This window comes from Bordetella sp. 15P40C-2, from assembly GCF_009763235.1.
In the GTDB taxonomy this organism is placed as follows: Bacteria; Pseudomonadota; Gammaproteobacteria; order Burkholderiales; family Burkholderiaceae_B; genus Bordetella_A.
Genome location: NZ_WSJA01000003.1, coordinates 204,924 through 225,593 on the forward strand (window position 1 = coordinate 204,924; position 20,670 = coordinate 225,593).

A 20,670-nucleotide genomic window follows, 5' to 3' on the forward strand; every position below is an offset into this window, starting at 1 on the left:
AATGCAGGCACACTACGCGTCCTTGACGAACACCAAGTCATCCGGATTGATGGATAAATAGAGGGTTTGGCCTCTTTCGAGCCGGTCCGCGCCAGCCAGGCGCGATTCTTTAAAGTGGATAATCCGTCCGCTGACCGTGGCCGCGGAGCATTCGACGACATCGCCCAGAAAGATCATTTCCTGCAGCACCACTTGCACGGCAACCCCGGTAGGTTGTGGCACGCGGCTAAAGCGCTCTGGCCGGATGCTGACAAAGGATGCGGCGGGCGTCGTCGTCGCGCCAGGCAGTTCGACGCCAAGCTCAGGAATGCGAATACCGCCACCCACGGTGGGCTCGATCGCTAGCAAGTTGGTATTGCCGATAAAGTCCGCCACGAAGCGATTACAGGGCTTGTCGTAAATATCGGCAGGCGTACCGACTTGCTCTATCTGGCCTGCTCGCAGCACCGCGATCCGATTCGACATGGCCAGCGCTTCACGCTGGTCGTGCGTCACATAGATCACGGTGCAGTTCAATTCATGTTGGATCTCTTTGATTTCGAACTGCAAGGCTTCACGCAGCTTTAAATCCAACGCACCCAGCGGCTCATCCATCAAGAGTAGCGACGGAGAGAACACGATAGCGCGGGCAATCGCGACGCGTTGCTGCTGGCCGCCCGAGAGCTCTTTCGGTTTACGCGCGGCAAAGTCGCCCAATCGAACAATGTCCAGCGCCTTGCGAGCGAGCTTTTCGCGTTGGAGCTTGTCCATTTTGCGCATCGTCAGCGGAAAGCTCACGTTCTCCAGCACATTCATGTGCGGAAAGAGCGAGTAGTTCTGAAACACCATCCCAATGTTGCGCTTTTCTGGCGGGGCATAGGTGATGGGTTGATCGTTGACGTAGATCTCCCCAGAACTCGCCGGAGAGAATCCCGCCAAAGCGTTCAGCACGGTGCTCTTGCCCGATCCGCTCGACCCGAGGATTGTGAGAAATTCGCCCGCGCCGATGTCCAAGGAAAAATCACGCAGCGCCTGCACATCGCCATAGTTTTTGCATACGGACTGAAATCTGACGCGTGCGCCTTTGGTCATCATATTGGTCTACCCGAATCGCCGTGTTTGCCCGCATCGCCTTTGGTCGGCAAGAAAATCTATACACATAGTCAGATCTGGATAGTATGTATAGTTATTATTCTGGTCAATGCAAGACACCTCGGGGTTTTCGCTAGTATGCGGTGCCTAGCACATGCTTTATCCGAACATCTTGTCTAAATTTGGATATATATTGCTGCCTTGTTTCCGAGATCATGTTCCCAGGACGTCCGCATGAAAGACGATTCGTCGATTGCCCCGACAACCCCTACTGAAGACGATGTTCGACACGACGCCGCGACGTTCGTCGGCATGTTGCAATCACACGCGGTCAATCGTCGTTTGCGTAAAGCGGAGCGGACCCGCTATTTGATACTCAGCAAAATCGCGGAGCGTATAGAGCAATCGCCCACGGGCCGGATCACGGTTGAGAATTTGCTGAATGACACGGGCTTATCCCGGGGTACCTTCTACAACTACTTTCGCGATACCAACGAAGGGATTTACGTTCTGCTCGCGTTGTTCTTGGAGACATGGAACGTCAACGATCAGCGCGACGGCGGCAACCGGGATCTCTTCCGAGCGATATTCGACACCAACTTGCGATACTGTCTGCACTACGAGAAGAATGCGGCGTTCTTTGCGGCATTTTCTTACTATGCGTCGAGCATGAACGAACTGCTGGTTTTACGTGACCAGATCAACGCGGCCTGGGCAGTGCGGATCGCGAAAGCCATCGAACGACGTTTTCAAGTGGCATTTAGCACAGAGGAAAGCCGCTATTTGCAGGGCGCGCTGTGCACGTTGATTGTCATGACGACGGGTACATTGGAAGAATATTTCGTGCACCAGAACCCGCTGCTGCGCGCGGCGTTTGCCGATGTTTATGAACTCTCGTTCGCGCTGTCGCGACAGTGGCACCCTATTATGTCCAATCCGGCTTATTCAGTATCGGAGATGGCGCACTATCAAACGCTGAAGGCGTCGTTGTTGAGTGCAGGGGAAATGCCAGAACGTGGCAAATGAGCAATTAGCGCGTATAGAAGCCACCGCGACGGTGCTCGGTGGCGCGCCCGACAGGAATCGAACCTGTATCAAGAGCTTCGGAAACTCTCATTCTATCCATTGAACTACGGGCGCAAAGAGGCGGTATTGTACCTAACTTTTGCCCTCTTGCGGCGTTGTATTCGCAATACCGTTGGCGTCCCCGTTTTGCCGCGCATCGCGTAATATAATCGGGCGTTTGTTGCGAGGTGGGTCCTGCTTTGCGACCATTCCTTGCGTAGTAGTTGATTCGTCGTCAGTTGCCGCCGTCAGGCGCCCCGGTACCCGATTTGCAGGATATAGGATATGAGCAACGAGCAGGAACACAACGAAGAGCACGCCCCGCCAATCAAAACCCCTAAGCAGCTGATCACAACGGTCGTGCTGGCTTTTATCCTCCCCATCATCATCATTCTGTTGCTGGTCAACATGGTGGCCTCAGGCACCAAGGTCGGCGCAGGCTCTGATACGCTCACACAAGAAGCCATCGGCAAACGCATCGCGCCCGTCGCAAGCTTTGAGTTGGTTGACGCTAACGCGCCCAAGGTTTTCAAGACCGGCGAACAGGTTTATCAAACGGTCTGTACGGCCTGCCACGCGGCAGGCGTGGCAGGCGCCCCAAAGGTCGGCGATCAAGCTGCTTGGGCGCCCTTCATCAAGAGCGGCTTTGAATCCATGCTGAACGTCGCGATTCACGGCAAGGGCGCCATGCCACCGAAGGGCGGCAACCCCGCGCTGAGTGACTACGAAGTCGCACGCGCGGTGGTTTACATGGCGAACCAGTCGGGCGGATCGTTTGATGAACCGCCCGCGCCGGATGCGGATACACCCGCCAAGACCGAGGCCCCGCAGCCCGCGGCTAAACCCGGACAAGATCCCGCAGCACCCGTAGCGGCTGCGCCGCCCTCGAACGCCGCGCCGGCACCGGTGAAGGCTGACGAATCCGAGAATAAGCAAGCCGCCATCGATCCAGCCGGCGAGAAGCTTTATAAGAGTACCTGCTTCGCCTGCCACGGCACCGGTGTGGCCGGTGCGCCGAAGTTCGGCGACAAAGCCGCCTGGGCGCCTTATATCGAAACTGGCATGGATGCCATGGTGAAGGTGGCGATTCAAGGTAAAGGCGCCATGCCGCCTAAGGGTGGCGCCACCAACGCCTCGGACGATGAGATCCGCGCCGCTGTGCAGTATATGGTGGACGCTGCGAAGTAAAGCGGAGCCGGTCGGGGGGGCATAGCCAGGATTGCGGCGCAGCCCCCTTTCTTATGCCTCCAAAAAATACCGCCGGACATGCCGGCGGTATTGTCGTGAGCAGCGTGTGCGCCTGGCGCGTTTACGCGGATGGCTCTGCCAAGAGCGACAGGCCAAGCTGCACGCGACGCTGCAACCACAGGCTCGGGCGATAGCGCATATCGCCGGTCACGCGTTGCAGATTGCGCAAGATCTCCAAAATGCGCTCGCCCCCTAATGCATCGCCCATCGCCAAGGGACCTGCGGGATAGCCCAGGCCCAAGGTCACGGCGCGATCGATGTCGGACGGCGTGGCGATGCCTTGTTGCGCGATTTCCGCGGCAACGTTGACGATTGCCGCCACCATGCGTTGTGCGACAAAACCCGCGGAGTCCTGAATTACGGTGACCGGCGCGCCGTCACCGGCGAGCAGGGCGTGCGCTGCGTCGCGCCATTCGGCCTGCGTCGCGGGTGAAAGCATCAAAGTGCGACGCTTGCCCGGTGCAAAAGCATGCAAGGTATCCAAACCCACGGTACGCGTGGCATCCAGGCCTTGTGCATAGACACTGCTGGAGACGTCTTCGCCAAAAGGCGTGACGATGATGAGCGCGTCGACGGGTGGCGTGGCGCCTTCGACCACACTTGCGTTCAACGTGTGCAGCAGTTGCGTCGCGCGCGCATGGCCTTCTGCGTGAGCCGGGCTCACCCATACCTGCAAGCCAGCTTTCGCGGCGGGTACGGCAGGCTCGGCGGGGGTTTGCTTTTGGCCTTCCGGATAGGCATAGAAGCCCTCACCGGATTTGCGACCCAACAGGCCACCAGCCAGTCGCACGGCGGTGATGGGCGACGGACGGAAGCGTGGCTCGTCGTAGAACTGCTGATAAATGGACTCCATCACCGGGTGCGACACATCCAACGCGGTGAGGTCCAGCAGCTCGAACGGACCCATGCGGAAACCCGCTTGCTCGCGCATGATGGCATCGATCTGTGCAAAGGATGCCACCGACTCCTGCGCGACGCGCAGGCCTTCGATATTCATGCCGCGACCGGCATGATTGACGATAAAGCCCGGCATGTCCTTGGCGCGCACGGGCGTGTGGCCCATGCGGCGCGCCAGGGCCGCGAGCGTGTCGCCCACTGCCGGGTCACTACGCAGGCCGTCGATGACTTCGACGACCTTCATCAATGCAACAGGGTTAAAGAAATGGAATCCCGCGACACGCTGCGGGCGCTCGCATGCCGCAGCGATCGCGGTGATAGACAGAGATGATGTGTTAGACGCCAGTATGCAGTCCGGACCGACAATGCCTTCGAGCTGCTTGAACAGATCGCGCTTGATGTCCAGGCGTTCAATGATGGCTTCCACCACCAGCTGTGCATCGGCGAGGTCCTGCAGACTCGCGGCGGGCACAACACGCGCAAGCGCCGCATCGGCGTCGGCAGCGCTGAGCTTGCCTTTTTGCGCGAGCTTTTCCCAGAGCTGGCGCAACGATTCACGCGCGGCGGCGACGGCGTCAGCGTTGGTATCGTAAAGGCGCACTTGCAGACCAGCCTGCGCGGCGATCTGCGCAATGCCGCGGCCCATGGCACCAGCGCCGACAACGGCTAGGGTTTGGATATCGGCTGTCATCACATCTTCTCCATGTTTTTGCTTTGTCTGTTCGTTGAGCGGACCCACGAGATGGCGAAACACTCGATAGCGATTGAGGGCCGTTATTGCTGCCCTACGCTACCTCAGCGCTTCGCCACCCACGCGGTAACGTCGCTCGCGGATTATTTGCCGGCCGATAAGGCCTCGATCTCAGCGTCCGTCAGACCGAGACGCTGCGATAGCACCTCGCGCGTATGTTCACCGAGCAAGGGTGCCGGACGGCGGTACTGCACGGGGCTATCCGAAAACTTCAACGGACTGGCGGCAATAGGCGCCTTGCCCGCTGTGGGGTGCGGTAATTCACGGCGCATTTGGCGGGCCAGGACATGCGGGTCCTGGTAGACCTGATCGAGCGTATTGATGGGGCCCGCGGGTACGCCCGCCGCCTCCAGTTCGGCCAGCCAGTGATCGCGCGCGCCTTCGGCCATGCGGGCGGCCAGAATCGGCACCAGCTCATTGCGGTTCTTGACGCGCGCAGGGTTCGTCGAGAACCGCGGGTCTTGCGCGAGCTCGGGCATGCCGATGACACGGCAATAGTTGCGGAACTGGCTGTCATTACCGACCGCGACGATCAAGTGGCCATCCGACGAGGCGAATACCTGATACGGCACGAGGTTCTGGTGCGCATTACCCGCGCGGCGTGGTGCCACGCCCGAGGTCATGTAGTTCAGGTTCTGGTTGGCCAGCATCGCGACCTGGCAATCCAGCAGCGCCATGTCGATATGCTGTCCCAGACCACTGCGGCTGCGTTCATGCAAGGCGGCCAGAATTCCAACAGTGGAATACATGCCGGTCATCAGGTCCGCCACCGCGACACCCGCTTTTTGCGGACCGCCGCCGGGCAGATCGTCGCGCTCGCCGGTGATGCTCATCAAGCCGCCCATGGCCTGAATCATGAAGTCGTAGCCCGGACGGCTGGCATACGGGCCCGTCTGACCAAAGCCCGTGATCGAGCAATAGATCAAGCCAGGGTTTTCCGCTTTGAGGCTTTCGTAGTCCAGACCGTACTTGCGCAGTCCGCCTACCTTGAAGTTCTCAACGAAGATATCGCTTTGGCGCGCCAGCTGACGCACGACTTCCGCGCCGCGCGGCGTGGCGATGTCGAGCGCGACCGAATACTTGTTGCGGTTGGCGCTGAGGTAGTAGGCCGCCTCGGTCGTGTCGGCCCCGTTCTCATCCTTGAGATACGGAGGCCCCCAGGCGCGGGTGTCATCGCCCGTGCCGGGACGTTCGATTTTGATGACTTCAGCACCGAGATCTGCGAGATTCTGGGTGCACCAGGGGCCGGCCAGGACGCGCGTCAGGTCCAGAACGCGTATGCCGGTCAAGGGAGCGGGTCGTTGTGACATGGTCAAAGTGAGACAGTGTGCGTGAGCAAAAGATCAGGAGAACTTTGGGATATTAGCCCTAGCCGCAAGCGAGGCGTCGTTTGATTTGCGCACGTGATTGTGCGCGTTTCGCACATGACGCCTCGATACATGCCGGTCAGGCGCACTCACCGGCATGACGGCGGTCAGGAGTACGCCTTGATCGTTTCGCGCGCGATCACGAGCTGCTGGATCTGCGAGGTGCCCTCGAAGATGCGGAACAGACGCACGTCGCGGTAGAAGCGTTCAACCGCGTATTCAGAGATATAGCCGGCGCCGCCGTGAATTTGAACAGCACGGTCGGCCACACGGCCCACCATTTCGGTGACGTACAGCTTGCAGCAGGCGGCTTCGAGCGTGGTGTTTTCACCGCGATCGCGTTTGCGCGCGGCGTCCAGCACCATGCAGCGCGCCGCGTACAACTCGGCCTGGCTGTCGGCGATCATGGCTTGGATGAGCTGGAATTCGGAAATGGGCTGGCCGAACTGTTTGCGTTGCGTGGCGTATTGAACGGCATCACGAATCAGACGTTCGGCGATGCCCACGCACAGCGCCGAGATGTGCAGGCGGCCCTTGTCGAGCACGCGCATCGCGGTGCGGAAACCATTGCCTTCCTCGCCGCCCAGAAGCGCGGATGCCGGCACACGGCAGTTTTCGAAAATCACGTCGCAGGTCAACGCACCGGCCTGGCCCATCTTCTTATCGGGCTTGCCCAGCGTCACGCCCGGCGTGCCGGCTTCGACCAGGAAGCACGAAATCGAAGAGGCCTTGCGTTCCGGCGCCGTGCGAGCCATCACGGAGAACAATCCGGCGATGGGGGCATTGGTGATATAGCGCTTGGTGCCGTTGATGATGTAGTGGTCGCCATCGCGAACCGCGGTGGTGCGCAGCGCCATCGCGTCGGACCCGGCGTCGGGTTCGGTCAGCGCGAACGAACCGATCAGCTCGCCGCTGGCCAGCTTGGGCAGATAGCGGCTGCGTTGTTCGTCGGTGCCGGCCAGCACGATGGATTGCGAGCCGATGCCGATGTTGGTGCCGGCCAGCGAGCGGAAAGCTGGCGAGGTCTGACCCAGCTCGAACACCACGCGCACCTCTTCTTCCATCGTCAGGCCCAGGCCGCCATAGTCGGGCGAGATGGACAGACCGAACAAGCCCAGGTCACGCATTTCGGCGACGATGTCTTCGGGGATTTCACCGGTATGTGCGAGTGCGTCCTCGGCGGGCACCAGCCGTTCGGTGACAAAGCGGCGGACCGCATCAAGCAGCAAAGTGAGGGTTTCGGTATCGAGAGCCATGGGGCACCTGTCTAGCGGCAAAGAGTTTAAGAAACGGGCGTTTGAGCGGGGCGTGAGACCTATTTGACGCTCATGCCCCCAATGAGTAAATCGAAATAGGTCGCTGCAATCGCCTCGGCGCTTTGCGGACCGTCAGGGCGGTACCAACGCGCCATCCAATTCAGCATGGACAGCACGGCGCGACCGGTGGCCACCACATCGACCGGGCGGAATTCGCCCTGCGCGATGCCCTCGGCGATGATGGCGCGCAAAAGCTGTTCGTATTCGTCACGCAGCCGCGCGGCATCCTTGCGATCGCCCACGCCCATGCCGGAATATCCGATCAGCATGGTGACGAAGTGCGCATGGTGACTTTCAAAATACCGTGCATGCGCGAGCATGAAAGCACGCAGGCGTTGCGGCGCCGATGAGGCCTGGGACACCGCCTCGGAAACGGTCTGCGTCAAACCGGCCAGCACGTCCACAATAATGGCGTCGTAGATGGCCTGCTTAGTCGGGAAGTAGTGATAGATGGCTGCCTTGGAAACGCCCAGCGCAGCCGACAGGTCCGCGATCGAGCTGTTTTCATAACCGCAACGGGCAAACAGAAACGCCGCCGCATCCAGAATGCGCTCGCGCGGCGCTGCCATCGTGGGCGGGCGACCCGCACGCGGACGCTTGGCAGGGGAGATATCAGCGGACATGAAAAGATTCTGTGAGGGCTTCGCGCAACGTAGAGGCGACAGCAAAATTAAATACCGGACGACCGGTTAATAATTATAGGCAGCGCAACCGCGTGAATGCAAGCGCGTTACGTCCGCGGCGCAGAGGGAGTTTGCTACGGGGACTTTCCGAGCCGGAAGAGGTGCCGGTACGGCGCCCCCAACCAGCGCGGTGCGGTTAGAAAGGTGACCCCGGCGGAAACTGCGGCGCGCGCCGTTCCCGCAACGACTGGATGCCTTCTCGCACATCCGGACCGGAGAAACCTAGGAATTCCAATGCCAAGGATGCGTCGAAGCTGGGGCCAGCCAAGCGCAGCCAATTGTTCAACGCATATTTGGTCCAGCGTATTGCCGTTTGCGAACCCCGGGCGAGCTTGCCGGCCACTTCGAAGGCACGCGGGATAAGGTCTGCTTCGTCCACGCACAACGACACCAACCCGATGCGCTCGGCTTCCTCGCCCGTGACGGTTTCGCACAAGAGCAGGTAATACTTGGCCTTGGCCATGCCACACAATAAAGGCCAGATAATCGCGGCGTGATCCCCCGCCGCGACGCCCAGGCGGGTATGACCGTCGATGATCCTGGCATCGCGCGACGCGATCGAAATATCGGCCAGCAACCCCGCGACCAGACCCGCGCCCACGGCCGCGCCATGCATGGCAGAGACGATCGGCTTATTGCAGTTGATCACGTTGTAGACGAGATCGCGGGCTTCGCGCCAGACGCGTGCACGCACGTCGAAGTCATCCGCCATTTGCTCGACCAGATCCAGATCACCGCCACCGGAAAAGCCTTTACCTTCGCCGCGAAGCACAACCACGCGGGTATGCGGATCCGTGTCCACATCGCGCCAGATATCGGCGAGTTCACGGTGTAGATTCGCGTCTGCCGTGGACAGCTTACCCGGCACGCCGCCTCGCGGCCCCATGATGATTTCAAGAACGCCTTCGGGATGGCGGCGCAACTTCAGGGCCTGATAACGGGCGTAATGATCCAGCGAGGTGTCGGTCATGAAAGATGGCTCCGCGAGAGAGTAGCTGACTTGCTGGCACTATATAGTGGATAGTTGCGTGATTGTTGCCTTTATGGGGTTCGTCCGCGCGAGCCCTTCGCCGCCACAGGATTGACCACATGTTTGACGCTTCCCCGACCGAGCCCCCATTAGCAGCCACGGCCGATATCCATCCGACAGCCATCCGGCCGCAAGAACTGCCCGCGCTGTTCGCGAAACGCCCCACCGATTCGCATAAGGGCACCTTTGGCACAGTTGCCATCGTAGGCGGCGGCCCGGGCATGGTGGGGGCGGTTCTGCTGGCCGGGCGTGCGGCATTGAAAAGCGGCGCAGGCAAAGTCCTGGTCGGCTTCGCGAGTGCCGAATGCCCCGTTCCCTATGATGCGATGCAACCCGAGCTGATGTTGCGGGCGGCCACGGCGTTGTTTGACGGCTCGGTGCCCATCGATGTCTGGGTCGCGGGCTGCGGCTTGGGAACGACGGCCCAGGCAAAGCAGACCTTGCAGACGCTGCTCAGCGTCCGCGGAAACAGCCCGCTAGTCCTAGATGCGGATGGCCTAAACCAGCTCGCGAGTGGGCAACTTCACGGCTGGGAATCCGGCCCGTTGATATTGACGCCCCACCCCGCCGAAGCGGCACGCTTGCTGGGCTGTACCCCGCGCGAGATCCAAGCTAATCGCCAGCACGCCGCCCGGGCCCTGGCGAACCGTTTCGGTGCCTGGGTCGTGCTAAAGGGCGCGGGCAGCCTCGTTTGTGAGCCGGCCGGTCGGTGCTGGATCAACCATAGCGGCAACCCAGGGCTGGCCACGGCCGGCACCGGCGACGTATTGGCGGGTTTATTGGGCAGTCTGCTCGCCCAAGACGTGCCGCTCGAGCAAGCCGTCCCAGGCGCGGTCTGGCTGCACGGCGCCGCCGCCGACAAGCTGGTCGCCGCTGGTACAGGCCCGATCGGGCTGACAGCGGGGGAACTCGCGGATGCGATACGCGAGTTGCGAAACCACCACGGTTAAAAGGGGTTACAACTTATCCACAGGTTTATGTTGCACTGCACTTAGGGTTATCCCTATAATGGTTTACCCCATGACGAAACGGACTGGAGAAACACCATGACTGGAATGACCTTGAACGCTAATGCCCGCCTGACCGATGCACTCGAACGCGACTTGTTGCGCGAAGCGATGCAAACCGAAAAGAACACCAACCTGCTTGCGATGCTGAAGCAAGCCGGCACCGCGGTTGCCGGCGCCGTGATGGCCGTCGTTGACTACATCGACGAAGTGCACGACGCAATGAACCGCGCCCGCGCTGCCAGCGCCCACTACACCGGCTCGCAGTGGTAATCAGCCGGGTAGCGATCGCCTCGCGCTGAAAAGCGCCTGGCGATCCGGCCTGCCCGCTGACCCCCGGCCCCGCCGGCGACCACGCAGGAGTTTTCGCACGCGTGCCACGAGATGTGGCGATGCAGTCCGCTGAACTAAGCTCTTGTTTTGTCGTCTCCGGGCCCGAGATAGGCTGGCGCGAGTGTCGCGATGGCAGGCTTCCCAAAGCGCCGCACCCAATCGGGTCGCGGCGCTTTTTTTCGCCTTTTTCCCGGCCGGGGAACGGCCACTAGAGAGTGATGCGAATTGACAACGCGTGAAAGCGGTCCCGATAATCGGCCCCTTGCAATGGGTAACATTGCGCTCGGCGCCCCGTCGAACGCGTGTCAGCCATGTGCCGATTGGAGCTCTCTCAATGAAAATCCGTAATTCCCTGGCCCTGATGCTGGCCAGCGCGGGCCTCGCGGCCGCGCCGGCCGTACTGGCCCAATCTCTGACGATCGCGTTGTCGTCCGAGCCCACCTCCGCCGACCCGCACTATCACAAGCAAACCCAGAACGATGCGTTCGCAGCGCACGTCTATGATTCGCTGATCAATCGCAACGCCAACATGGAACTCATTCCGGGGCTGGCGACGTCGTGGAAGAACCTCGACGACAACACCTGGGAACTGAAGCTGCGCGAAGGCGTGAAGTTCTCGAACGGAGAGCCCTTCACCTCGCAAGACGTGCTGTTCTCGATCTGCCGTACGTTGAATAACGAAACCAACGTGTCGCAGTCGTACATGACGCTGACCAAGCTGTTGAGCGACGTGCAAACGCCCGACGATCACACGGTCATCTTGAAAACCTCCGAGCCCCTGCCGCTGATGCCGGCCGAACTGGCCCGCCAGCTGCCCATTATCTGGAATGGCATCGTCGAGCACGGCCCGCTGAAGTTCGCGCCTAAAGAAGGCTGCGGCGTCACCGGCGCATGGCCGACCGTGGTGGATTTCAACAACGGCAAGGACGCCATCGGCACTGGGCCTTTCACGCTGAAGTCGTACGTCAAGGGCACGGGTATCGAGCTCGAGCGCAACGAAAACTACTGGGGCGAAAAGCCGGCATGGAAGACGGTGAAGTTCGTGCCGGTGCCCAACGCCGGCCCGCGTCTGACCGGCCTGCTCTCGGGTGACTTCGATGTGATCGAAAACCCGGCCGCACGTGACCTGCCACGCCTGAAAGACAACGACAAGTTCGAATACGTGGCCACGCCCTCGACCCGCCTGATTTTCTTCCAACCGGACGTAGGTCGTAACCCCAGCCCGTTCGTCAAGAGCTCCGACGGCAAGAACCCGCTGCAAGACGTGCGTGTGCGTAAAGCGATCAGCATGGCGATCGATCGCAAGACCATCAACCAGCGCATCATGGACGGTCTGGCCACGCCGGCAAATCAGTTCATGCCCGAAGGCATGTTCGGCGCTCTGCCGAATGCGCCCGAACTGAAATATGACCCGGAAGGCGCGAAGAAGCTGCTGGCCGAAGCCGGCTATCCCAACGGCTTCGAACTGACGATTTCGTCGACCAACAACCGTTACGTGAACGATGGGCAGGTGGCACAAGCGGTCGCGCAGTACCTGTCGCGCATTGGCATCAAGACCAACGTCGATGCGATGACCGGCTCGATTTATTTCCCCAAGCGCGCCAAGCGTGAGTTCAGCTTCTCGATGGGTGGCTGGCCCTCGGAAACGGGCGAGGCCTCGGCACTGTTCCAACTGTGGGTGGCTTCGCTGGATTCCGCGCGCAGCCTGGGCACCAGCAACTACGGCGGTTTCTCCAGCCCCGAGTTCGACAAGGTCTACGAAGAGGCCATCGTGACGGTGGATCCGGAAAAGCGTAAGCCGTTGCTGGAAAAGGCCACGCAGATCGCGCTGGACAATATGCCGCTGATTCCGCTGCATTTTGAAAGCAGCATCTGGGCATACCGCAAGGGTCTGCAGTACGAAGGCCGTCGCGACCAGTACACGCTGGCGACCTCCGTGAAACCCACGGACGCGAAGTAAACCGGACTAGTTCCGTGTCAGGCGGGGGCAACGTAGGGCATGCAAAGCCCAGGCTACGTTGCCCCCGCCTCCATTTTGTCGATGCCCGCTTTCAGGTAATCGATAAAGCGTATGACGCTCTCAGGCAACAGGCGGCCCTCCATGGTCTGGATCTGTAGATTGCGGGACTGCAGCTCAGGACTGGCGATGGGAATCGCGACCATGCCTTCTTCCTCCAGGCGCCAGGCGACCGAGATATAGCCGGCGAACATGATGGCGTCGGAATGCCGCACAAAACCGTGCAGGGCCGGTGAGTAGTCCGCCACCAACGCGGCGTTCAGTTCAAATCCTTCCAGCGCACAGGTGCGATTTAGCAATCGGCGAGCGGTGCTGTTGTCGTCAGTCAGCGCCAGCGGATACGGAAGCACGTCCTTCACGTCGAGCGAACTGCGCGCAGCCAGCGGATGATCGGCGCGCATCACCGCGTAGACAGGCGCACGCCAGGAATGCAGGACTTTCACGCCCTGCACCGGATCGACGTTAAAGGACACGCTGACGTCGATATCGCCGCGAGCGATTGCGCGCGCTGCCTCCGGCGGGGTCACGACATGCAGCGAAAAGCGCGTCCCCGGAAAGCGCGCTCGGAAATCCACCATCACGACCGGCAAGAAACCCTGGGCTGCGCCTTCCGAGGCGCCGACGCGGATTTCGTCCTGCGGTTTGCCCTGCAACGCAGAAATCTGCCGCAGCACCTCATCGGATTCCAGCTGGGTACGGCGCGCGTGCGCCAGCAGCAAATGCCCGGCTTCGCTAAGCACCATGCCGCGCGGCGCACGCTCGAACAGCGCAGCACCGACCTCGTGTTCCAAGGCGGAGATCTGGCGACTGATGGCCGACACCGCTACGTGCAGACGTTTGGATGCGCCGCTCAGACTGCCGGCCTGGGCCACCTCCATAAAGTATTTCAGAGCTATGCCTTGCACGGATCTGGCCCCCTTTTTATCGTGCGTAGGATGCCGGCTCTGGCCAGGCACCATCAAAGGAGCTTTGCCAAGAAAGCAAAGCCCGTCCCAAATATTCTAATTGTTAAGAAAGGTATGTGCCTCCTAGAATCCGCTTTTCACAGTGCAATTCGTGCCGTGCCGCGAAGCGTGGCCAGACGAATTCCTGTTGAAACAGCCTGTGAACGTCACGGGACTGTGCATCAAGTCCGGTGAAACCGCCGCCATTTGCTGGGCGACCTTCGTTTTTTCATCCACCGAGCCTCTATGTCAGCGACTGAATCCCCTGCCGTGCTACGCCCGTTTGAACTTGCCTGTCCCGATCTGTCGGCCGAGCGAGCGGGCAATACTGATACCGTAGGCGTCTGGCACTTCGATTCGGGTGCGCCGGGCAAACGCGTGATGCTCACGGCGTTGATCCACGGCAATGAGTTGTGCGGCGCGTGGGCATTGAAGACGTTTCTGGCGAGCGGGCTGCGTCCCCGCCGAGGCTCGCTGACCTTGGCCTTCTGTAATCTGGCCGCGTTCGACCGGTTCGATCCTAAATCGTATATCGCGTCGCGCTTTGTCGACGAGGACATGAACCGCGTCTGGAGCGACGACAAACTCTCGGACCCCAGCTCGCAAGAGCGCCGTCGGGCCGCCGAGTTGCTGCCCTGGCTTAAACAAGCTGATTGGCTGCTGGATTTTCATTCGATGAGCAATTCGGATGTGCCGTTGCAGCTGACAGGGGTGCAGCCGCGTAATATCGAATTCGCCTTGCAGCTGGGCACGCCCGCCAACATCATCGCCGACGCCGGCCATGCCGCCGGAGTACGTATGCGCGACTATGGACGTTTTGGCGAGGCTGGCGAAAACGGCACGCGCTCGCTCTTGATCGAGTGCGGCTTTCATGGAGCGCCCGAAGCGCGCGATGTGGCGCTGGATCAGATGGCCCGTTTCCTGATCGCGGCCGACACCGTGGATCGCGAGGACATACCGGCAGCTTGGTTCGCGCCCGATGCCCCGGCTCAGGAAGCCCTGCGCGTCACCGAGGCCATCGCCGCCAAAAGCGCCAATGTGCGCTTCGCGCAGCCCTGGCGTGGCCTGGAGAAACTGCCGCAAGCCGGCACGCTGCTGGGGTGGAATGACGAAGAACCGTTTTATACCCCGTATGACAACTGCGTATTAATCATGCCGTCCCTGGCGAATGTCCGTCCCGGCGTGACCGTGATGCGGCTTGCCCAACCGATTGGTTGACCTCCCTTCAATCTCACCGTCTCAGAGCCTTCACTATGATCGTCTCTCGCCTACGTTATGCCGCTTTGGCCACGCTGCTCGGCGCCGCCGCGGGCGCTCACGCGCAACCGTTAACCATTGCATTGGCCTCCGAACCGACCGCTATGGACCCGCATTACCATCAGGCGACGCCCAATAATGCGATGACGGCGCACATCTTCGAGACCCTGGTCGCGCAAGATGCCAAGATGAGCCTGATTCCGGGCCTGGCCTCGTCGTGGAAGACGCTGGACGACAATACCTGGGAATTCAAGCTGCAAGACGGCGTGAAGTTCTCCAACGGCGAGCCGTTGACGCCGCAGGATGTGGTCTTCACGTTCTGTCGCGCGATGAACAATCCGGAGTCGATCGCCGGATCGTATGCATCGGTGGTCAAGAAGTTCGCCGATGTGCAAACGCCCGATGACAAGACGATCATCATCAAGACGCATAAGCCCTATCCGCTGCTGCCCAACGATCTGACCCGCATGGGAATTCTGTGGAGCGGCATCGCAGAGCACGGGCCGATCAGCTTCGATCTGGAAAAGCAGTGCGGCGTGACGGGCGCATGGCCCAAGGTGGTGGATTTCAACCATGGCAAGGTCACCATCGGCACGGGACCCTTTAAGCTGAAGTCGTATGTGAAAGGCACCGGCATCGAGCTGGAACGCAATGATTTGTACTGGGGTGAAAGGCCCGAGTGGACGCAGGTGAAGTTCGTGCCAGTACCCAACGCCGGCCCGCGCCTGACGGGCCTGCTGGCGGGCGATTTCGACGTGGTCGAAAGCCCCGCCGCGCGCGATGTGCAGCGCATCAAGAACACCCCAGGATACGGCTATGTGGTCACGCCCTCGGTGCGCGTGATCTACTTCCAATTCGATGTGGGTCGCGAGAACAGCCCGCTGGTGAAGGCCGAAGATGGCAAGAACCCGCTGCAAGACGTGCGCGTGCGACGTGCGATCAGCATGGCGATTGATCGCCAGACCATTGTGGATCGCATCATGGACGGCATGGCCATGCCGGCGAATCAGTTCCTGCCCGACGGCATGTTCGGCACGCTGCCGAATCCGCCTAAGCTGACCTATGATCCCGAAGGTGCCAAGAAGCTCCTGGCAGAAGCGGGTTATCCGAATGGCTTCGAGCTGACGCTGTCCTCGACCAATGATCGCTACATCAACGATGGGCAAATCACCCAAGCCGTGGCGCAGTATCTGTCGCGCGTAGGCATCAAGGCGAAGGTGGATGCCATGACGCGCTCGGTGTATTTCCCCAAGCGCGCCAAGCTGGAATTCAGCGTCCCCATGGGCGGCTGGTCGTCGGAAACGGGTGAGGCGTCGTCGTTCCTGCAGTATTGGGTGACCTCGTTCGCGCCGGAACTCGGCATGGGCACCAGCAACTATGGGCGCTATTCGAACCCCGAGCTGGACAAGGTCTTCCGTGAAGCGGTCACCACCGTTGACGATGTAAAACGGGCCGCGCTGCTGCAGCAGGCCCTGAGGATGACGCTCGAAGACTTGCCCAGCATCCCGCTGCATTTTGAAAGCAGCATCTGGGCGTTCCGCAAAGGATTGACGTACGAAGGGCGCGCTGACCAGTACACTCTGGCCACGTCCGTGAAATCCGCTAAATGAGCAAGTTGGTATAGTGCGGGCCTCACCGATGGTGCCGCGCCCTTGCGGCCTGCACCATCGCATGGGCGGAGTTACCCGGCGCCGCAGCAGCGCGCCGCGCCGTCCACCGTACCGAGGCATCCTGGCGTCGGTTGACCACCCGCCAAGATGCGCCTCGTGGAAGTTTTATTCAGTCTGAGGAACACATAACGTGGTTCTGTTTACCCTACGCAGGTTGATTCAAAGCCTGTTTGTCCTGCTGGCCGTGTCGGTCGTGGTGTTTTTCGCGGTGTATGCCGTGGGGGACCCCATCGAACTGCTGGTCAGCCCCGAAGCCTCGGCGGAAGCGCGCGCCGCCACGATCGCGCGTTTGGGCCTGGATCAGCCGATCTGGGAACAGTATTTCACCTTCTTGTGGAATGCGCTGCATGGCGATCTGGGCAATTCCTTCGTGCATGGAATCCCGGCGATCGAACTGATCTTGCAGCGCATGCCGGCCACGTTCGAGCTGGTGGTCGTGGCCATTGGCCTGACGGTTATTTTCGGCATCCCGCTGGGTCTGGTGGCCGGTCTGTATCGTGATCGCGCGCTGGGCCGTGGCATCATGGGATCGTCGGTGCTGGGCTTTTCGCTGCCGAACTTCTGGCAAGGCATGATGCTGATCCTGCTGTTCGCGGTGTGGCTGGGTTGGCTGCCGGCATCCGGCCGAGGCGATACCGTCAGCGTATTCGGCGTGCGCCTGTCGATTCTGACCGCCGATGGTTGGTCGCATCTGATCATGCCGGCGCTGAACTTGGCTCTCGCGAATATCGCCCTGGTCTTGCGTCTGACGGCCACCGGCGTGTCGGAAGCGCAAAACCAGGAATATGTGAAGTTCGCGCGCGCCAAGGGCGTGAAGCCCGGACGCATCGTGCGCCGCCACATCCTGCGCAATATCTTGATCCCGGTCGTGACCGTGGTCGGGATGGAATTCGGCAGCCTGATCGCCTATTCCACCATCACCGAGACGGTGTTCGCGTGGCCGGGCATGGGCAAGCTGCTCATCGACAGTGTGTATCAACTCGACCGCCCGGTGGTGGTGGCCTATGTGATGCTGGTGACGCTGATCTTCGTGATCGTCAACTTCATCGTCGATATTATGTATGCCGCGCTGGATCCGCGTGTGCAATTAGTCAATCCTTCGCACTAACGCTATGGCTCATTCGACTCAAAACGGCCGCACGCGCACCATCCAGCCGTTGGATAACACGCCGCGTCGCGCCAGCATTCTCAAAAAACTCCGGGGCCGTCCCACCGTCAAAGGCTCGGTCATTGCACTGGCTATTTTGATGGTGCTGGTCCTGGTGGCGCCGTTTTTCGCGCCGCAGAACCCCTATGATCTGGCCAACCTGAACCTGTTGGATGGTCGCCTGCCGCCGCACTCGGAATCGATGGACGGCATGATGTACTGGCTGGGTACGGACGACCAGGGCCGCGACATGTTGAGCGCGATTCTGTATGGTCTGCGTATCAGCCTGTTGGTGGGTCTGTCCGCCGTGGCGCTGTCGACCGCGATCGGTAGCATGGCAGGATTGATCGCGGCTTACGTAGGCGGCTTTGTCGATACGCTGATCATGCGTATCGTCGACTTCATCCTGGGCTTTCCGACCATTCTGGTGGCGTTGGTGCTGCTGTCGATGATGGGACGCGGCGTGGATAAGGTGATTCTGGCGCTGGTGGTGGTGCAATGGGCGCATTACGCCCGCATCATGCGTGGCCGCGCGCTGCAAGAACGCCGCAAGGAATACGTCGAGGCGGCCGCCAACCTGGGATTCCCCTCCTGGCGCATCATGGTGTTCCACCTGCTGCCTAACTGTATCGGGCCCGTTATGGTGTTCGCGACCATTCAGATCGCCACCGCCATCTCGCTGGAAGCGACCCTGTCGTTCCTCGGAGTCGGCGTGCCCATTACCGAACCTTCGCTGGGTCTGTTAATCGCCAACGGCTTCCAGTATCTGCTGTCTGGCGATTACTGGATCAGCATGTTCCCGGGGATCGCACTGCTGCTTTTGATCCTGTCTATCAACATCGTGGGCGACCGCCTGCGCGAAGCCCTGGATCCGCGACGCTAATGAACGACATTCTCTTAGAGGTACGCGGCCTGCGTACCGCATTTCATACCGAAGCCGGCGCATGGCCGGCGGTCGACGGCGTGGACCTGACCGTGCGCCGTGGCGAAATTCTGGGCCTGGTGGGTGAATCGGGCTCGGGCAAATCCGTGACGGGCTTTTCCTTGCTGGGTCTGATCGACCCGCCGGGAGAAGTCGTCGAAGGCGAGATCCTGTTCAAAGGACAGGATCTGCGTAAGCTCGACGAAGAAGGCATGCGCCGTCTGCGCGGCGACCGTATCGCCATGATCTTTCAGGATCCGCTCATGACGCTGAACCCGGTGCTGCGCATCGGCGAACAGATGATCGAAGCGATTCTGACGCATGAGAAAGTGCCGATGGCACAGGCCCGTGAGCGCTGCCGCGAAGCATTGGCGATGGTCGGCATCCCCTCGCCGGAAAAGCGTCTGGACAGCTATCCGCATGAGTTTTCCGGCGGTATGCGTCAGCGCGTGGCGATTGCCATCGCCATGTTGAACCGCCCTGACCTGATTATTTGCGACGAACCGACCACGGCGTTGGATGTAACCATCCAAGGCCAGATTCTGTATCGCATGCAGGAGATCTGCCGTCAGCACAATACGGCGCTGATCTGGATCACGCACGATCTGGGCGTGGTGGCAGAGCTCGCCGATCATGTGGCCGTGATGTATGCCGGTCGCATCGTGGAAGCCGGCCCGGTAAACGAAGTACTCGACGCGCCGCGCCACCCCTATACCAAGGGGCTGCTCGATTCCATGCCCGCGAATTCGGAACCAGGTGAACGCTTGCACCAGATCAACGGCATGGCGCCCAGCCTGACGGGGCGCCCGGCCGGCTGTGCCTTCCGCCCGCGTTGCACCAACGCCATTCCGCGCTGCGCCGAACAGGCCCCCGCTGCCCTTCAAGAAGGCTCGCGTAGCTATCGCTGCTATGTGCCCATCGCCCTCGAGACCGCATCCGCATGACCCAGCAAGACACCCCCGTTATCGAGCTACGCAACGTTCACAAGCGTTTCGAGCAACATCCCGATCTCGCTCAGCGCATACTGGCGCTGGGCGGCCGGCCCATTGATCGTCGCACCGTCCATGCCGTCAATGGCGTGGACCTGACCATCCAGCGTGGAGAAGTGTTGGGTCTGGTGGGCGAGTCCGGCTGCGGCAAATCGACACTGGGCCGCGTCGTGGCGGGCCTGCATCGACAGTCCGAAGGCGAGATGTTCTATCAGGGCAAATCGACAGCAGACTTGCGCGGCGCTGAGCTGTTGGCCTATACGCTGGGCGTGCAGATGATTTTCCAGGACCCGCAAGCGTCCTTGAATCCGCGTCAGCGCCTGCGTCAGATCCTGGGCGAATCGCTGAAGGTACACAAGCTGGCACCGAGTTCGGAAATCGAAGCCCGTATCGATCGCGCGCTCTCGGAAGTCGGCCTGGACCGCGAGTATCGCGACCGCTTTCCGCACCAGATCTCTGGCGGGCAACGTCAACGTATCGGGATCGCCCGCGCATTGATGGTCTCGCCCAAGTTCCTCGTTTGCGATGAACCCGTGGCGGCGCTGGACGTGTCGATTCAGGCGCAGGTAATCAACCTGTTCATGGATCTGCGCGAGCAGCATGGCTTTACGTACATGTTCATCAGCCATGATCTGGGCGTGGTCAAACATATCTCCGACCGCGTGGCCATCATGTATTTAGGCAAGATCGTCGAGCGTGCGCCAGCCGCGGAGATCTTTACGCGCGCCAATCATCCGTATACCCAGGCATTGTTGGCCGAGGTGCCGAAGGTCGATCGGCGCGGGCGCAAGTTCACTCCGATCAAGGGTGAAATTCCCTCGCCCTTGAATCCGCCCTCGGGATGTACGTTCCACCCGCGGTGCCCGCACGCCATGCCGCGTTGCCGCGAAGAAGTTCCCGAGCTGCGGGAAATCGCGCCCGACCATTGGTCGGCCTGTCACCTGAACAACTGATCC

General features: G+C 60.8%; 18 protein-coding genes and 1 tRNA gene. 11 read left to right on the forward strand and 8 right to left on the reverse strand.

Annotated features, from left to right (window positions below):
- Positions 1-12 precede the first annotated feature (12 nt).
- On the reverse strand, positions 13-1,074 hold the full coding sequence (locus GOQ25_RS03100) for an ABC transporter ATP-binding protein (RefSeq protein ID WP_160348978.1): 1,062 nt from the start codon (positions 1,072-1,074) through the stop codon (positions 13-15).
- Positions 1,075-1,305: 231 nt separating this feature from the next.
- Here GOQ25_RS03100 and GOQ25_RS03105 point away from each other — a divergent pair, with 231 nt between their 5' ends.
- Positions 1,306-2,097, forward strand: coding sequence for a TetR/AcrR family transcriptional regulator (locus tag GOQ25_RS03105; RefSeq protein WP_160348979.1), 792 nt, complete (start codon positions 1,306-1,308; stop codon positions 2,095-2,097).
- 39 nt (positions 2,098-2,136) lie between these two features.
- On the opposite strand, the gene GOQ25_RS03110 is transcribed toward GOQ25_RS03105, so the two are convergent.
- Positions 2,137-2,211, reverse strand: a tRNA-Arg gene (locus tag GOQ25_RS03110).
- A gap of 210 nt (positions 2,212-2,421) precedes the next feature.
- Between GOQ25_RS03110 and GOQ25_RS03115 the strand changes: the two genes are divergently transcribed.
- Positions 2,422-3,324 (forward strand): cytochrome c5 family protein, encoded by a 903-nt coding sequence (locus GOQ25_RS03115; protein WP_160348980.1) that lies wholly within the window; start codon positions 2,422-2,424, stop codon positions 3,322-3,324.
- Positions 3,325-3,445: 121 nt separating this feature from the next.
- Here GOQ25_RS03115 and GOQ25_RS03120 read toward each other — a convergent pair whose 3' ends face one another.
- From GOQ25_RS03120 to GOQ25_RS03140, 5 genes are all read right to left on the reverse strand, one after another.
- Complete coding sequence (locus GOQ25_RS03120) at positions 3,446-4,972, reverse strand: 3-hydroxyacyl-CoA dehydrogenase (RefSeq protein ID WP_160348981.1); 1,527 nt, start codon at positions 4,970-4,972, stop codon at positions 3,446-3,448.
- A gap of 143 nt (positions 4,973-5,115) precedes the next feature.
- Entirely contained in the window at positions 5,116-6,342 is a 1,227-nt protein-coding gene (locus tag GOQ25_RS03125; protein ID WP_160348982.1) for a CaiB/BaiF CoA-transferase family protein, read from the reverse strand.
- 164 nt (positions 6,343-6,506) lie between these two features.
- Positions 6,507-7,655, reverse strand: coding sequence for an acyl-CoA dehydrogenase family protein (locus GOQ25_RS03130; protein ID WP_160348983.1), 1,149 nt, complete (start codon positions 7,653-7,655; stop codon positions 6,507-6,509).
- A 59-nt stretch (positions 7,656-7,714) separates the two neighbouring features.
- Positions 7,715-8,338, reverse strand: coding sequence for a TetR/AcrR family transcriptional regulator (locus GOQ25_RS03135; protein WP_160348984.1), 624 nt, complete (start codon positions 8,336-8,338; stop codon positions 7,715-7,717).
- A gap of 196 nt (positions 8,339-8,534) precedes the next feature.
- Positions 8,535-9,368, reverse strand: coding sequence for an enoyl-CoA hydratase/isomerase family protein (locus GOQ25_RS03140; RefSeq protein ID WP_160348985.1), 834 nt, complete (start codon positions 9,366-9,368; stop codon positions 8,535-8,537).
- Between the two features lie 119 nt (positions 9,369-9,487).
- Between GOQ25_RS03140 and GOQ25_RS03145 the strand changes: the two genes are divergently transcribed.
- The 3 genes from GOQ25_RS03145 to GOQ25_RS03155 all read left to right on the forward strand — a co-directional run bounded on the left by GOQ25_RS03145 (position 9,488) and on the right by GOQ25_RS03155 (position 12,728).
- Positions 9,488-10,378 carry an NAD(P)H-hydrate dehydratase gene (locus tag GOQ25_RS03145; protein ID WP_160348986.1) on the forward strand — a complete coding sequence of 297 codons (891 nt, stop codon included), beginning with the start codon at positions 9,488-9,490 and terminating at the stop codon, positions 10,376-10,378.
- A 96-nt stretch (positions 10,379-10,474) separates the two neighbouring features.
- A complete protein-coding gene (locus GOQ25_RS03150; RefSeq protein WP_160348987.1) occupies positions 10,475-10,708 on the forward strand; it encodes a hypothetical protein in 234 nt (77 codons plus the stop codon).
- A gap of 394 nt (positions 10,709-11,102) precedes the next feature.
- Positions 11,103-12,728 (forward strand): ABC transporter substrate-binding protein, encoded by a 1,626-nt coding sequence (locus GOQ25_RS03155; protein WP_160348988.1) that lies wholly within the window; start codon positions 11,103-11,105, stop codon positions 12,726-12,728.
- Positions 12,729-12,781: 53 nt separating this feature from the next.
- Here GOQ25_RS03155 and GOQ25_RS03160 read toward each other — a convergent pair whose 3' ends face one another.
- The gene (locus GOQ25_RS03160; RefSeq protein WP_160348989.1) at positions 12,782-13,690 is read right to left on the reverse strand and encodes a LysR family transcriptional regulator; all 909 of its coding nucleotides are present in this window, start codon (positions 13,688-13,690) and stop codon (positions 12,782-12,784) included.
- Positions 13,691-13,975: 285 nt separating this feature from the next.
- Between GOQ25_RS03160 and GOQ25_RS03165 the strand changes: the two genes are divergently transcribed.
- The 6 genes from GOQ25_RS03165 to GOQ25_RS03190 all read left to right on the forward strand — a co-directional run bounded on the left by GOQ25_RS03165 (position 13,976) and on the right by GOQ25_RS03190 (position 20,667).
- The gene (locus GOQ25_RS03165; RefSeq protein ID WP_160348990.1) at positions 13,976-14,947 is read left to right on the forward strand and encodes a succinylglutamate desuccinylase/aspartoacylase family protein; all 972 of its coding nucleotides are present in this window, start codon (positions 13,976-13,978) and stop codon (positions 14,945-14,947) included.
- Between the two features lie 35 nt (positions 14,948-14,982).
- The gene (locus GOQ25_RS03170; RefSeq protein WP_160348991.1) at positions 14,983-16,596 is read left to right on the forward strand and encodes an ABC transporter substrate-binding protein; all 1,614 of its coding nucleotides are present in this window, start codon (positions 14,983-14,985) and stop codon (positions 16,594-16,596) included.
- Positions 16,597-16,786: 190 nt separating this feature from the next.
- Entirely contained in the window at positions 16,787-17,764 is a 978-nt protein-coding gene (locus GOQ25_RS03175; protein ID WP_160348992.1) for an ABC transporter permease, read from the forward strand.
- 4 nt (positions 17,765-17,768) lie between these two features.
- On the forward strand, positions 17,769-18,686 hold the full coding sequence (locus tag GOQ25_RS03180; protein ID WP_160348993.1) for an ABC transporter permease: 918 nt from the start codon (positions 17,769-17,771) through the stop codon (positions 18,684-18,686).
- Positions 18,686-19,669, forward strand: coding sequence for an ABC transporter ATP-binding protein (locus tag GOQ25_RS03185; RefSeq protein ID WP_160348994.1), 984 nt, complete (start codon positions 18,686-18,688; stop codon positions 19,667-19,669). The genes GOQ25_RS03180 and GOQ25_RS03185 overlap by 1 nt, the downstream gene beginning before the upstream one ends.
- Positions 19,666-20,667: an ABC transporter ATP-binding protein gene (locus GOQ25_RS03190; protein ID WP_160348995.1), complete on the forward strand. Its 1,002-nt coding sequence runs from the start codon at positions 19,666-19,668 to the stop codon at positions 20,665-20,667. The genes GOQ25_RS03185 and GOQ25_RS03190 overlap by 4 nt, the downstream gene beginning before the upstream one ends.
- Positions 20,668-20,670 lie beyond the last annotated feature (3 nt).